Consider the following 14,659-nt stretch of genomic DNA (forward strand, 5'->3'; position numbering starts at 1 on the left):
CGAACCACGCCTACTGGGCGTTTACCTCTTCGACCTGCTTGTAGCGGACCGCCATCTGCTCGAAGTCCGACGACAACCGGAGCAGGCCATCGATGATCGCCTTGAATCCACCCTGTACGCTCTCCAGCCCCGGAACGTAGACGCCCGCCCACTGCTTGCCGATCTCGTCGCCGCTACCGCCCCAGGGCTCGCCGAGGGAAAGGGCGTTGTTGTTGAATGCCTGCACCGCCGCCCGCAGTGTGCCCGCGGGGACCTGCAACTCCTTGGCGATGACTTCCAGCGCGTCCGCGTCGATGGTGATCGTGTAGGCCATACCGTGGCTACGTACGCCGGCCCGCACCGGTTCAGCCCGGTCGCTATCGGGCGCACCCCACCTGCACCTGGGCGGCGGCGTGCCGGGCACCGGGCGCACCGGTGCCCTGGTTGAGTAACCGGACGGCGATCTGCCCCCGCTCCAGCCGGTACGACCCGGCCCGGACCCAGCTACCCCGGTTGGCGGTCTGGTCGATGGTGAACGTACCGACCACGGTGGCGTCGGCTCGGCCCCGGAGCACCTGGTAGGCGGTCGGCTTTCCGGCCGCATCCACCTCCCGTTGGGCCTTGGGCACGTACACCCAGACCTCGCAGCTGCCCGTGGCCGACGTGCCGGTGCTGAACCACCACAGCACCTGGATGTCGGTGTCGGACCGGTCACCGGCACCGGACATCGGGACCGACCAGAACAGACTCCGGGAGCAGCCCGGGCCGGTCCAGCCCCCGGCCATGACAACCAGCGGCGAGCTGGCCGGGTACCTGGCAACCGAACCGGCGGTGGCAGTCTCGGCGCAGCCAGCACCCGCGACCGCCGTGAACCCGTAGGACCGGGAAGCCGTCGTACGCGGGGTCGGTGCCCCGGTGTGGCCCGGCGTGGCCGGCTCGTCGGGCGGCAGAGTGGCCTCCGGGGCCTGTGTCACCTCCACCCCCGGGGTCAGTGTCAGCCAGTCCGGCGGGATCGTCGGCGGCTCGGCCCCGGTGTCGACTGCCGGGGTCTGGCCCGGTGCCGCCCGCCCCGCCTCGACCGGCGGCGGCGACGTGCCCTGCCCCATGACGACCAGCAGCACGACGACCAGCACGATCGTCATGGTCAGTACGAGGATCGCCCCACCCGCGAAACCGTTGCGGGGCCGTGACTGCGGCTCCACTGTCATGCCTCCTCGTTGGGCTGCCCGACCGGGTCGGCCCCTGCTGGCTGCGGGGCCGAGCCCCGGGCGGGACGGGCAGTGGGTTCCGGTCCGGCGTCAGCCTCCGTCGAGGTCACCACGACCGGAACGGGCACCACCACGGGCACCTCCACCGGGACCGGCGGTATTGGTGCCGACTCGGGCCGACGGGCGGACCCCTCGACCGGCCTCGGCACGGAATCTGTCCGCCCGGGCACGGGTTCGGCCCCCCGCTGCGCGAACTCGGCCGCCCCCTGGGCGGCTCCAGCTCCCTGCACGGATCCAGCTCCCTGCACGGATCCAGCCCCCTGCGCGGATCCAGCCCCCTGCGCGGCTCCAGCCCCCTCCACGGATGCAGCCCCCTGCGCGGCTCCAGCCGGCGGCTGCGCGGACTCAGCCCCCTGCGCGGACTCGGCCGGCGGCTGGGCGGCCGGTTGGGATGTCGAGACGGGCGGCGGCGAAGGTAGCGCCGACCCGGATGGCGTCGCGCCGGACGGGATTGCCGCCCCGCCCGCCCCCGGTGACTGCGCGGGCAACTCGTCCCAGGCCGGTGCCCGCCGGATCTGGTCGACGTAGTGCAGCAACCGGCCCACCTCGTCCACAGCCGCCCGGCCGCGTCGGCCGCTGGCCGACGACCGGGTGTCGGTCGGCGACGTGTGCTCGGCCGGGTCGACCGCGGTCTGCACGGAATGGTCGACCGCCTGTGCCGCTCCCGGGCCCACCAGTCGGCCACCACCGGTCAGCACCAGCGGGGGCACCCCATGCAGGATCCGTCGGAGCCCCTTGACCAGCGCCTCGACCAACCACTCGCCGGCTGCGGCGGGCACAGCCAGCCGCAGCCGGGACTGTGCCTCCGGTGGGAGGCGACGCAACAGGCGGTCGATGGCGCGCCACGGTGGCTGTGCCTGGTCCTCGTCACCGACCCCGATCACGACCGTGCAGTGCTCTGCCAGCAGCGGAAGTTGGCGCACCGTACTCGCCCCCTCGGTCCGGTTCATCTCCCGGATCCACAGCCCGGCCTCGATGATCTCCACCAGCCAACGCTCGTTCAGCATCAACTGGGCGGAGCCGGCGGGCAGCAACTGCTCGGCGGGTGCGGTCCAGGCCAGCACGCGCCCGCCCCCGTGCGGCCGCCACGCCATCTCCCGGGCGAACGGTGTCCAGGTGGGGTTCCCGTCCGCCCCGATCGCCGCCACCTGCTGGCCCCGGCCGGAGAGCCGGATCGGCAGACCGGTGCGGACCCGGAGGGTGCGGTTGGCCGCAGCGGACGCCACCGCACCGAGTTCACCGTCGGCCACCGGGGCGTCGCCGTACGGCGTGACGACGACCCGCTCCAACAGCGACACCGGCATCGCCTCGATCAGCCGACGCAGGTCGGTGGCGCGAAGCGGTGGGTCACCGGGGCGGGAGACCAGCATCGTGACGCTGTCCGACTGGACGGGGATGGCGTACGCCAGGTCACCCGGCTCCACCGGCTCGGACCGGCGGCGGGACCGGCGGACCCACAGCCCAGCCGGGATCTGCTCGACGGTGACCTCGGGGATGCCCGGTTCGGGGAGGTCGATCAGGTCCCGCTCCCACTCCGGGGTGGGGAACCGTCGACCGGCGACCAGTGGAGCACGCCCGGGCCGATACCGCCACCACTGGCCACCCGATCGTCCGTCGCCGTTGGACAGGACGTACAGCGCCCCGCCGGGTACGGCAACCAGTTCCCCGTCCGGGGCGACCACATCGGCTTCGAGCAGTTCACAGAGGGCCTGCGCGGGAATCCGGCCGGACCGGTCGGCACTCGCCGCACACGGGGCCACCAGCCGGACCGACTCGTAGCGCACCGGCACCCACCGGCACAGCCGGGGAACAAGGTCCGGGTGGTACGCCAGGTCCGCATCCGGCATGACGACGCTGATCCGGCCCGGCTCGGCTGGCAACGACCGGGCCACCGCAGCCGTTGCCGGGTGGACCCCACCCACGGAGACCAGCAGCACGTCACCGACCTCGTCCACCCGCAGTCGCTGCGGTTCAGCGGAACGCTGGTGCTGCACCGTCGTCACGGTCGCCCTCCGATCCCCGCTCGATCCGGCCGTCACGACAGGTCCCCGACCACCGTCACTGCAGGTCCTCCGGCAGCAGCAGGGTCAGTTCCGCCGTGGTCGGCGCGGACATGCCCATGGTGCGCCCCGCCTGTCTGGTGACCATACGATCGAGCACCTGTCGGGCGTACCGGCCGTTGCCGAAGTCACGACCACGCTCGACGCTGCCGAAGTGCCGGGCCAGGGTGGCCAGGGTGGTGGGTGGGCAGGTGTAGCCGGCCGCCTCCGCGTGCTGGTTGAAGATCACTACCAGTTCGTCCGGGGTGTAGTTCTCGAACTCCAGTGGACGAGCGAACCGGGAGGCGAGGCCCGGGTTCGCGGCGAGGAAACCGGTCATCTCCGACCGGTAACCAGCGGCGATGACCACCACCTCCTCCCGGTGGTCCTCCATCAGCTTCACCAGGGTGTCGATCGCCTCCGCACCGAAGTCGTTGGCCCCGGTCCCCCGGCTCAGGCTGTACGCCTCGTCGATAAAGAGCACACCGCCCCGGGCCCGGTCGAAGGCGTCCTTCGTCTTACGGGCGGTCTGTCCGATGTACTCAGCCACCAGGTCACCTCGGGACACCTCGACGAGCTGCCCCGACGACAACACCCCGAGCGCGGCCAACACCTGCCCGAAGAGGCGGGCGACCGTGGTCTTCCCGGTCCCCGGCGGGCCCGAGAAGATCAGGTGACGGGACAGGGTCGGCACCGGCAGCCCCGCCTGGCGCCGGCGTTCCGCAGTGCCGATGAGGTTGATCAGGTCGGTGACCTCCCGCTTCACTGAGGCGAGGCCAACCATGCCGGTGAGCTGTTCGAGCAGCGCCGGCAGCTCCTCGCGGGCGGCGCCCGCCCCCGTGCCGATGCCGGGTCCGGCGACCGGACCAAGATCCTCGGGTACGAGCCGGCTGAGTTCCTGCGGCGACATGGTCCCCTCGGCCGCCAGCCGTTGGGCCTGCCGGTCCACCATCTCCTCGAAGACCTTCCGGGCGGTCCGCGCGTTACCGAAGGTCTCGTCGCGGTGGATCCGACCGAAGTAGCCCTCCAGGGCGGCTCGGGTGCCGTACTCCAGGGTGTACTGGTGCACCCGGCAGAAGTTCTCCACGATGGTGACCAGCTCGTCCGGGGTGTAGCTGGCGAAGTCGACGGTGCGGGTGAACCGGGAGGCGAGGCCGGGGTTGGTCTGGAGGAACTGACGCATCTCGTGGGAGTAGCCGGCCGCGATCACCACCACGTCGTCCCGGTGGTCCTCCATCAGCTTGACCAGGGTGTCGATCGCCTCCCGGCCAAAGTCCGCCCCCGAGCCACCACTGTCGGCGGCGAGCGTGTACGCCTCGTCGACGAAGAGCACGCCGCCGAGGGCCTCGGTGAACTTCTCGGTGGTCTTGATGGCGGTGGCACCGACGTACTGGGCCACCAGGTCCTGGCGGGCCACCTCCACCACGTGCCCCTTGGGCAGGGTGCCGAGCGAGGCGAGGATCTTGCCGTACAGCCGGGCGATGCTGGTCTTTCCCGTACCGGGCGGCCCGGCGAAGATCAGGTGGCGGCTCATCGGCGGACTGGGTAGCCCGACGGCGGCCCGTTTGCGCGCCAACTGTTGCAGGTTGACCAGGGTGGCCACCTCCTGCTTGACCGAGGCCAGGCCGACGAACTCCTGCAACTCGGCCAGCAACTCCTCGGTGGAGGGCAGGTCAACGGGCGCCGCCGCGCGGGACCGGGCCCGCCCCGGGCTGCCGGGCCGGCCGCCCACGGTGGCCTGTACGCCGTACGAGTCGGCCTCGCCGTTGTCCGCGCTGGTCACCTTCTCGACGGTGAGCCGGGGACCCGGGGTGTTCTGCCGGAGCCCGGCCCCCTCGTTACCGGAGAGGGTGCAGTCGCGTACGACGATCGGCTGGTCGCTGTCGACGCAGATGCCGTCCCCCTCGTTGCCGGTGACCTCGCAGTCGGTGATCTCACCGCGTGCCCCGGCCGCGAGCCGCACGCCGTCACCGCCGCAATCCCGCACGGTCGACTCGGTCAGCGTCGCCTCGCCGCCCTCCTCGACCGCCACCCCGCCGGTACGCGCCTGGAAGATCTCGCAGCCTCGGAGTACGCACCGGCCCTGGGCACCGACGAGCACCCCGACGTCGTCGCTGCCGCTGAAGCGGGACTCGGTGATCTCCGGGCTACCGCCGTCGAGGCTGCGTACCGAGGCGAACCGGGTGTCGGTGACCTCCGCGCCCAGGATCCGGCCCCGACCGTTCTCTGCCACCACGATCCCGTGACCTTGGCAGCCGGCGACGACGAGCTTGCGCAGCAGCGGATTGGCACCGGTGGCGATCCGCACCCCGTGCTGGCGGGAGCGCCGGATCTCGACACCGTCGAACGTGCCCGCTGCCGAGTCGCTGATCAGCAGCGCCGCGTCGGCGCAGTCCCGCAGTCGCAGCCCGGTGAAGGTGGGGTCGCTGTGCCCCCCGACCCAGGTGCCGGAGGCGGAGACGTCGCTGACCTCGCACTCCTCGAACGTCCCCCGGGACCGGCCGACGATGCGAATGGCGTGGCCCCGGGTACGGCCTATCCGAACCCGTACCACCGACGGATCGGCACCGTCGGCGACGAGCAGACCGACGCCGGCGGTCTCGGTGATCTCGCAGTCCTCTACCACCGCCCGGCCGTTGCCGGTGAGGTAGATACCGACATCCGAGGTGTCCCGCACCGTGACCCCGCTGACCCGGGTGGTGGCCCCCTTCTCCAGCACCAGGGCGGGACCGCCGATGCGGAAGATCTCGCACCGCTGTACGAGCCCCTTCGCGCCTTCGGTGCTGCAGATCCCGTTCCCCTGGGCTTCGTTGATGACGCAGTCCCGCAGCGCCAGGTCCGCGCCGTTGCGCAGCACCACGCCGGAGGTGCCGATCCGCTCGATCCGGCACCGCTCCACCGAGCCGGCGGCGTCGTCGGTCGCCACGATTCCGGCCCCGACCGAGTTGGTGATCCCGCAGTCGGTCATCACGATCGCCGCCCCGGAGCGGACGAACACCGCGGCCGGGGCCTCGGCCTGTACGTCACAGCCGTCGAGCCGGAGCCGCCCCACGCCGACGTCGATCGAGGCCCGCTTGTCGTCCCGATGCTTCAGCACCAGCCCGGCCAGGGTCGCGGTCTCGGTGTGCATGAACACCGCGTGCCCGCCGGCCGGGGCGACGAGGACGCTGCCCCGACCGTCCCGCGCGGTGATGGTGACCGGGGTGGACAGGTGCAACGTCTCGGCGTACTCCCCGGGCAGGACATCGATGATGGCGCCACTCTCCGCCTTCGCCAACGCGTCGGAGATCCTGCGGTAGCAGCCTGGCTCCGTGGCGGAGACGGTGTACACCCGACGCGAGGTCATCGGTCCGCTCCCGGCTCCGGACGCCGTGCGGAGGCATCCTCGTGGCTGTCCGGTCGCTCGGTGCGGTCGAGGTCGACGCGGTCGAGGTCGACGCGGTCGAGGTCGACGCCGTCGAGCAGGTCGGTCGGTGGTCGTTGCAGCATGTCCAGGAACGGCTGCGGTACGGTCAGCGCGTCGGAGAAGGCCCGTCCCCAGTCGACCTGCCCGTCGACGAGGTCGTGCAGGTCGGCGCCATCGACGCCGACGCCGCCCACCTGCTCGGCCAGTCGGACGCGGGCGTCCCGGCGGGCCTCCTGGATGGTGGTCACGATGAGGTTCGCCAACTCGGTCGCCGACATCGACCGGTAGCTCTGGTTGAGGAACTTGAGTTCGGTGATCTCACCGTGCGCGTCGACGACGACGGAGAGCTGTCGCTTCGGCGCGGTCGCCGATCCGGTGACGGCGGCCAGGCCCTGCTGCATCCGGGTCATGCTCTCCCGTTGCCGCTCCAACTCGGCCAGCATCTCGTTGATGGCCGCCTCGAATCCCGACGCCATGCCGATCAGTCCTCCCACTCGTCGTCATAGGCGGGGCGCCCCAGCGCCGAGTTCGCGCCGCGATCATCGCGCCAGGCGTCGTCGTCCTCAGCCACCGACGTCCAGCGCTGCGCCCGACTGCTCCCGGTGGGCGCGCCGACGCCGGCACCGTACGGCATCGCCTGGGTACCGGACCACGCCGGGTTGCCGCCGTGCGGGGCACCGTCCACTGCCACCACACGGGTCGAGCTCGCTACCGCGGCACCGAGACTGGTGAGTACGGTCGGCGGGTCGTCGTAGTTCGGAGCGTAGGTGACGGTCTGGCCACCGAGACCAGCGGAGGTGAGGCTGGTGACCGGCGACTGGCCCTGCGTCTGCGGGGTGACCGGGAGGTTCGGGCTGCCGAGGGCCTGGATTCCCCGCTCCACCGGCACGCTGATCCCGCCGAGCACCGCGATGTCGGGCTTGCCGTCGCCGTTGACGTCGACCCCGGTCAGTCCGTCCGGGGTGGAGACCATGGGGGCGAAGTCGAGGATCTCGCCCTGCATTCCGATGTCGGGCTTGCCGTCCCCGTCGACGTCCACCCCCTTGACGCCGTCGACCTCGACGATCTTCGCATCTGGCAGCGGCTTCCGGTCCATTCCGAGGTCCGGCACGCCGTCGCCGTCGACATCGACGCCGCGGATCCCGTCGCGGGTCACGATCGGAGCGTCCGGCAGGATCTGTCCGCTGATTCCCACATCCGGTTCGCCGTCGCCGTCCACGTCGATACCGATCGTGCCGTCCGGTCCCTGGACGATCGGGGCGTGGGCCAGGATCTCGCCATCCACGCCGATGTCCGGGCGCCCGTCCCCGTCGACGTCGACCCCCTTGACGCCGCCGAGTTCGACGAGGGTGGCGTCGGGCAACGGCTTGCCGTCGAGTCCGAGGTCCGGTACGCCGTCACCGTCCACGTCGATGCCGGTCACGTTGCCGTTGCGGTCCTTGGTGCGGGGTGCGTTCGGCAGGGCCCGGTTGGTGTCGCTGAGTCGACCTGGGACGCCGGTGCCGGGGCCAGGTCCGCTACCGCTACCGCCGCTGCCCTCACTGCCTTCGCCGGCGCTGCCCTCGCCTGGATCGCCGCCCTCGCCGCCGCCGGGATCGCCCTCCGTGCCGCCACCCGACGGGCTGCCCCCGCCGCCGTCGCCGGATCCGCCCCCCTCACCCTTCTTCTCTTCCTCTTCTCCAGCCCCCTTGCCCTCTTCGTCCTCCTTGTCCTCCTCGTCTTCGGTTCCGTTGCCCTCTTCGTCGTCCTCGTTCCCGTTCTTGTCGCCGTCCCCGTCCCCGTCCGACCCTCCGCTGCCCCCGTTGCTGCTGGTGCCGGTCGACTGCACCTTGTCAGGACTTGTCGGGATGAGCTTCAGGCTTGCGATGGCGGTCTCGTACCTGCCGCCCAGGGTCTCCAGTATCTGCTGCGCCGACCGGTCGAAATTCGCGGTGTTCGGGGTCCGATTGGCCAGGATCTCCGCTTCCACATACCTGTCGCGGTTCAGCTTCAACTGGTCTATGTCGCGCTTGGCGTCTTGCCATGCCTTTTTCGCGTCGTCAAGGGCATCCGGGTAGCCCTTCATCGGCTCGCGTACGGCCACGATGAAGGCGGCAACCTCCCGCAGGACGGGAGCGAAGGCTTCCGCTGCCGGCCCGGTCCAATAGGTCGGAACCTTCTTCAGTTCGTCGACGAAACCGGCGCTGGCCTTCTCGAGAGCGGAGTACAGCTTCGCGAAGTGGTCTCCCCCCTCGGTGAACGGCGCCTCAGCTCCCTGATCTATCGCCGCTTGGACCCGGTTCAGTGTCCAGTCGCCGTACTTCCCCGCCATCGGGCGTCTCCCCTTCAGATCGACCATGGATCGCCACCATCGGCGGCATCGCTACAGCTCGACGCCCGGAAGCTCCGCCTTGACCTTCGTGATCAAGGCATTCAACTCGGCCGCCGTGATCGTGTTGTCGTCCTCGGTCGCTGCGTACTTCTCGCTCACCGACGTCAACTCGGCGTAGATGTCCATGGCCGTCCGAATGATTCCCACCAGCGCCTGCTGCGCCTCCTCCTTCCGCTTGTCGAAGGCGAGTTCGAGAGCGTCGCCATCCGGGAAGTCGCCGGGCGCGAGACTCTTCACCTGGTAGAGCTTCATGTACTCGTTGAACGCATCGTCTAGGTAGCCGGTGATGTTGTCGGCGAGAGTCTTGATCGCCGCGTGGTCCACCTGGATCGCCACAACGTATTCCTTTCAGAGGTCCTGATCTGCCGACTAACGTCGGGAAACACCCGGTGGCCAGTTGCCCGGTGTCGGCCGCTGGGGCCGAGACGCACCACGGGGACGCCGGGGCGGAGCCGCCCACTCGTCGACGAACTCCTCGTCCTCCTCGTCGTACCCGGGGCGGCCAAGCGCGGTCACCGGGACCACGTCGTCGGTCCACACCGCGTCGTCCTCCTGTAGCCAGGTCTGCCGCTCGCGCTCGTCGTTGTTACCACCGCCGGCACCCGCGCCCACCGCCGGAGGGATCGGCGGCGGATAGCCGAACCCACCCTGTCCGCCCCCACCGAACACACCGGCGGACTCCTTGCCGCCCTTGTCGTCGGCCACCAGCCGGACCTGGTCGCCCGGCACCCGCCCACTCGGGTCGGGCGAACTCTCCAGATCGGGCGCGATCGGCCGACCATCGACCCCCCGGTCCGGGATCCCGTCACCGTCCAGGTCGAAACCGGTCTGCCCGTCGGGGCCGGTGACCAGGCGACCGCCCGTCGGCGCGTTGCCCCCGGGCAGGGCCCGGCCGTCCAGTCCCACATCGGCGACACCGTCGCCGTCGAGGTCGATCCCCCGGGTTCCGGCCGGGGTGGTGACCAGGCTGCTCCCATCGGGCAGGTCTCCGCCGGGCAACGGGCGCAGATCCAGACCGAGGTCGGGTACGTCATTGCCGGTGATGTCGTAACCCGTGGTCCCGTCCGGGCCGGTGACCAACCGGCTGCCCTCCGGTGCGTCGCCTCCGGGTAGCGCCCGCCCCTTCATGTCGACGTCGGCGACGCCGTCGCCGTTGAGGTCGATCCCGGTCGAGCCGTCGGGCCGACGCACTACCCGACTGCCGGCGGGCAGGTCCCCGGTGGGCAGCCGGAGCCCGCCTGGTCCGACGTCCGGGATCCCGTTACCGGTCACGTCGTATCCGCCGAGGCCGCCCAGGCCATCCTGGCCGGTCCCGCCGTCGAGACCACCGCCCAGGCCGTCGAGACCACCGCCGCCCAGGCCGTCAAGACCGCCGCCACCCAGACCACCGCGGTCCAGGCCACCGCCCGAGGCATCCAGGCCACCGCCCAGACCGCTCAGACCATCACCCAGTCCGCCGCCGGGGCCGTCACCGCCACCGAGCAGGTCCGACAGGCCGTCGCCGCCACCGCCCAGCAGCGAACTCAGGTCGAACGGATCGTCCTTGTCGTCCTTGGTGGGATCGCTCTCGTCGTCCGAGTCCTTCTTGACGGTGACGGTGGAGAAGTCCGGCCCGGGCGGCATCGGCCGGTACTTCGGGGTGGCCTTCTCGTAACTGTCGGACAGTTTCTTGACGATGCCGTCCCAGCTCGTTTTCGCATCATGGAGCAGCTCGCCGACCGCCTTCTGGTACCTCGGCAGCGCCGCGTTGAACCTCCGCTCCTCGTCGGAGCTGTTGGTGCTGTTCTTGTCCCGCCAGTAGGCCGGGTGGTACATCTCGGTCCAGAGGCTGGAGAACTCGTTGGTCCCCCTCCCATCCTTGTTTATTGCGCTCCACCGCTTGTAGACGATATTGTCCAGGTCTTTTTCGAAACCCGTTTGAGCCGTCTGGTGCTCGTCGGCCACTATCGTGCGAGTGGTGGCTTCGTACTCTCCGAGCAGCTTTCCGAGATCGTCCATGAGTGACAGGTAGGCGGCGACCGTGTCGCCGAAGAGGGTCGCTGCCGGGCCGGTCCAGTAGCTATCGCGGTCGATCTCCTCCAGATAGATCTCGCTGCGCAGCTCGCCGAGCCGAGTTTTGATCTTGGCAAGTCGGTCGGCAGCCGCCGTCGTCAGCGCTGGGCTGGACTGCTTGGCGCTCTCCCCGGCGCTTTCCTGAAACAGGAGGGCACGGTAACGAGTGGTCTGCTGCTCGACGAGGTCGCCGAGACGCTTCCGCTCATTCCACGCCTTATCCGTCCAGTCGCCCATGCTGCTTTCCTCCGCTCAACTCGGCCCTCGGCGACCTTCGCGTGGGCTGCGCGCTGACCGGTGGAATCGACCGTGGTACGGGTGCCCGATCCAGCGGGGACGCCACCCAGGCCGCCGCCAGCCGGACATCCGTCACGGTGGCTGCCGTCGAGGCCGTGCGCTGGAAGTCGGTGGCCGCACGCCGATAGGCGGTGCTCAGCGCGTGCAGGATCTTTCCCGCCTCGCGGTCGATCGAGAAGTGGTCACACGCCACGCCGATGGCCCGCATGTGCACCTCGTAGCTACGCACGTCGCGCCGGAACTCGGCAAGGTCGTGCTGTGCCGTCGACAGCGCGTCCGCCGCCCGGTGCAGCGCCCGGCCCTGTCCGCGCAGCGGCACCGCCAACCGGTCCACCGCGTCCGCCAGACCGCTGATCAGCAGCGAAAGCTGTACGGCGGCCGGTCCGGACCGGCGCAGTGCCGGCATGGCGACGCGGGTGGCCTCCCGGATCCGTGCGGCCACGCCACCCAACATCGAATCCACGCCGAGCAGGGTTTCACCCGCGTGGCGCAACGTGGCCGGATCGCCGCTACCGATCACCCGCTCCACGGCACGGCGATCGGCGACCACCTCCGGGCTCCACATGGTTCCTCCCTCTCCGCTGGCCACGTTTCGATCACAGTGCCGGCGGCGTCGGCGGATCTGCGGTCAACGGGCTGTAGTCCGGGTAGGTCTTGCTGATCGCCTTGATCATGCGGTTCAGCCGGTCGACGTCCTCGTGGCTGAGGTCCTCCGTCGTGGCATAGACCTTCGACACCCGGATCAGCTCCAGACCGATGTCGTAGAACGACTTCTGCACGTCCCCCAGCAGCTTCACCAGGTCGGTGCCGACGCGCGCGCCATACCGCTTCTTCAGCAGCTCGGCGCCCGGCTCCACATGGCCGGGTCGGATCTCGGCCGCCTCGGCCTGCAGCACCAGCTCGTCGAACTCCTCGGACCAGGTCTGGTACTTGATTCCGAGCAGCCGGATCCGTTCGGCATTGGCGGTCACCATCTCGTCGGGCATCCTGTCCTCCTTCCCGGCAACAGGCCAGCCGGGCCAGCCCGACGGCTGACCCGGCCGGAGATCAGCCCTGCTGCCAGCCGGACGCGTTGATCCGCTCGGTGTGGTCGTAGTTGTCCAGGATCCGCTGCAGGGACGGGATGGCGCCGTTGACCATGATGTCCTTCATGTTGTTGACCGACTGGTCCCAGCGCAGCTTGTACTCGTTGTACTTCTGCCGGGTGTCGCCGTCCCAGGACTGCAACTGGGTGTCGGCGTACCGCTCCAACGCGTCCAGCGCATCGTCGATCCGGTTGTGGGCGGCCTTGATCGCCGCCATGCCCAGGACGATGGATTCCGGGTCGTACCGGTAGGTGGGCTGACTCATGGAAAACTCCTCAACCGAGTTCGGATGCCGATGTCACGGCCTACTTGAAGAAAGAGCCCTGCTGGATGGCGAAGTCCTCGGCGGCCTCGACGTGACCGGCGCCGCCGATCAACCGGTCGGCCATCGAGTCGAGATCGCGGAGAATGCTGTCGAACTGGACACCCCACTGGGTCATGGTGTCCTCGAAGACCCGCGCGGCGCTGCCGTCCCAGCGGGACCGCAGGACCTGCAACTCGCCCCGCAGGCTGTGCATATGGCCGGTGATCTCGTCGTACGTCGCGTCGAACTGGTCGCCAGCGGCCTTCATGCCGGTACTGGTGTTTGACGTGGGAGACGTCATCAATTCGCCCCTTTCCTTTGCGTGCCGATTGGCTGGCTGACGGTTGTTGTCGGAGAAGACGCCGGTGCCTCGACCCCGGATCGGCTAATCGGTGGCACCACTCCCCCCGGCCGGACGGGCTCCGTCCGTACTCGACGGACCGGGGGCTTCAAAGGGTGCCGTGGCCCGGGCCGCCGCCGGTTCCAGCGCCCGGCCCACCGGCAGCAACGCCAGGATCGAAGCGGGCACCGGCAGCGCGGGGACAGCGCCGTAGCCGAGGGTCTTGACCACCTCGACGCTCGGGATCGGATACCGCACCCCACTGTCCACCACCAGATAGCGAGTACCGCCCGGGACACCGGGACCGGGCAGGTCCTGCACCAGCAGGCCGGCCCCCGGGGCCACCACGATCTGGTCGGCACCACCGCCGAACGGGTCCTTCGCGACATCGGGTGGCTCACCCACTCCCAGCCGCACCTCGGGCCCGTCGCCGGTCAACGAGATCGACAGACACGGCACCTGGCCCGGGTTTACCTGCATCAGCCGAGGTGGCTCGGCCGGCAACGCCTGGTTGACCGACGAGAACGCCGACAGCCGCGACTGCGCCAGCGTCGCCGGGTTCAGCTCCAGCACGGTGACGCGGGTGCCCGGGTACGCCGCCCGGGTAGCAGTATCGGCCAGCATCAGCGCTGCCCCGACCGTTGTCATCGGCGACAGACCATCGTCGAGCATGACGAAGAACTGGTCGGGTTCACCCGTACCGACACCGGACACCTTGAACATCTGACCGACCACCGAGGCTCGACCGTCGAGTCGCGGACCCGCCGAGCCTCGGGCGGTCACGTCCCCGGCGACCAGGTCCGGTCCGGCCGGTACCGCGTTGATCCAGGACCAGCCGACCTGCCGTACGGTCGCCGCGGAGTAGCCGAGGGCACCGAGCATCGCCAGGTTGGGCACCCGTAGCCGCTGGTTGTTCCACACCAGGAAGATCTGGCTCGCCGGGGTCCGTACGACCACCGCCGCATCGTCGGCCGCACTCCCCGCCGTACGGGTGGTCCCGACCTCCAGCGTGACGTGCGGCTGCTCCTTGCCGGTGGCGTCCGGTCGGACCGTCGAACAGACCCGCCACCGGTCGGCGTTCATCCGACTCACGTCCGGCAGGTGGTCCGGTGCGGCGAGAATGCCGACCGGCAGCCCGTGCGGGGCGTCGCGCAGCGAGTTGCGGGAAACGGTCACCACCTTCGGCGCCCCCCCGAGGATCAGCCGGGCCGAGGTGTGGTTGAGCACCGGACGCAGCACTCCGTCGACGACGACGTACCGGGTGCCGGTCTCCTTCTCCACCACCAGCACACCCGGCTTGCGCCAGGCCGTACTGCCGCCCGGCGAGAAGAAGCCGTAGACCCCGAAGCCGACCAGGGCCAGCCCGCCGAGCAGCACCCCGCAGATCGTGCCGACCAGAAAGCGACGTAGCGGCGTCATCGGCGCGTCCGGCTCGGCGCGCAGCAACGCGGAGACGAGGCGGCCCATCACGAAGGCGTGTGCCTGCGCCTGATCTCGGCGGTTCTGCACGGGCGGGTT

13 protein-coding genes are annotated in these 14,659 nt (G+C 70.2%); all 13 read right to left on the reverse strand.

What is annotated here, in order from left to right:
- Nucleotides 1–10 precede the first annotated feature (10 nt).
- The 13 genes from FHR38_RS03290 to eccB all read right to left on the reverse strand — a co-directional run bounded on the left by FHR38_RS03290 (nt 11) and on the right by eccB (nt 14,650).
- Nucleotides 11–313: a WXG100 family type VII secretion target gene (locus FHR38_RS03290; RefSeq protein ID WP_184532645.1), complete on the reverse strand. Its 303-nt coding sequence runs from the start codon at nt 311–313 to the stop codon at nt 11–13.
- 43 nt (nt 314–356) lie between these two features.
- On the reverse strand, nt 357–1,187 hold the full coding sequence (locus tag FHR38_RS03295; RefSeq protein WP_184532647.1) for a hypothetical protein: 831 nt from the start codon (nt 1,185–1,187) through the stop codon (nt 357–359).
- Nucleotides 1,184–3,250: a hypothetical protein gene (locus FHR38_RS03300; protein ID WP_184532648.1), complete on the reverse strand. Its 2,067-nt coding sequence runs from the start codon at nt 3,248–3,250 to the stop codon at nt 1,184–1,186. Before FHR38_RS03300 ends, FHR38_RS03295 begins: the two co-directional genes overlap by 4 nt.
- 55 nt (nt 3,251–3,305) lie before the next feature.
- Nucleotides 3,306–6,632 carry a right-handed parallel beta-helix repeat-containing protein gene (locus FHR38_RS03305; protein WP_184532650.1) on the reverse strand — a complete coding sequence of 1,109 codons (3,327 nt, stop codon included), beginning with the start codon at nt 6,630–6,632 and terminating at the stop codon, nt 3,306–3,308.
- The gene (locus tag FHR38_RS03310) at nt 6,629–7,168 is read right to left on the reverse strand and encodes a YbaB/EbfC family nucleoid-associated protein (protein ID WP_184532652.1); all 540 of its coding nucleotides are present in this window, start codon (nt 7,166–7,168) and stop codon (nt 6,629–6,631) included. The genes FHR38_RS03305 and FHR38_RS03310 overlap by 4 nt, the downstream gene beginning before the upstream one ends.
- Before the next feature lie 5 nt (nt 7,169–7,173).
- Complete coding sequence (locus FHR38_RS03315) at nt 7,174–9,003, reverse strand: hypothetical protein (RefSeq protein ID WP_184532654.1); 1,830 nt, start codon at nt 9,001–9,003, stop codon at nt 7,174–7,176.
- Between the two features lie 51 nt (nt 9,004–9,054).
- Nucleotides 9,055–9,399 carry a hypothetical protein gene (locus tag FHR38_RS03320; protein WP_184532656.1) on the reverse strand — a complete coding sequence of 115 codons (345 nt, stop codon included), beginning with the start codon at nt 9,397–9,399 and terminating at the stop codon, nt 9,055–9,057.
- A gap of 33 nt (nt 9,400–9,432) precedes the next feature.
- Nucleotides 9,433–11,352, reverse strand: a complete 1,920-nt coding sequence (locus FHR38_RS03325) for a hypothetical protein (protein WP_184532658.1) — start codon at nt 11,350–11,352, stop codon at nt 9,433–9,435.
- Nucleotides 11,333–11,977, reverse strand: coding sequence for a hypothetical protein (locus FHR38_RS03330; RefSeq protein ID WP_184532659.1), 645 nt, complete (start codon nt 11,975–11,977; stop codon nt 11,333–11,335). The genes FHR38_RS03325 and FHR38_RS03330 overlap by 20 nt, the downstream gene beginning before the upstream one ends.
- Before the next feature lie 31 nt (nt 11,978–12,008).
- On the reverse strand, nt 12,009–12,398 hold the full coding sequence (locus FHR38_RS03335; protein ID WP_184532660.1) for a hypothetical protein: 390 nt from the start codon (nt 12,396–12,398) through the stop codon (nt 12,009–12,011).
- 61 nt (nt 12,399–12,459) lie between these two features.
- The gene (locus tag FHR38_RS03340) at nt 12,460–12,762 is read right to left on the reverse strand and encodes a WXG100 family type VII secretion target (RefSeq protein ID WP_184532661.1); all 303 of its coding nucleotides are present in this window, start codon (nt 12,760–12,762) and stop codon (nt 12,460–12,462) included.
- Between the two features lie 40 nt (nt 12,763–12,802).
- Nucleotides 12,803–13,102: a WXG100 family type VII secretion target gene (locus FHR38_RS03345; protein ID WP_184532662.1), complete on the reverse strand. Its 300-nt coding sequence runs from the start codon at nt 13,100–13,102 to the stop codon at nt 12,803–12,805.
- 84 nt (nt 13,103–13,186) lie between these two features.
- Nucleotides 13,187–14,650, reverse strand: a complete 1,464-nt coding sequence (eccB, locus tag FHR38_RS03350; protein WP_184532663.1) for a type VII secretion protein EccB — start codon at nt 14,648–14,650, stop codon at nt 13,187–13,189.
- Between the last annotated feature and the right edge of the window lie 9 nt (nt 14,651–14,659).

This window comes from Micromonospora polyrhachis, from assembly GCF_014203835.1.
Classification (GTDB): domain Bacteria; phylum Actinomycetota; class Actinomycetes; order Mycobacteriales; family Micromonosporaceae; genus Micromonospora_H; species Micromonospora_H polyrhachis.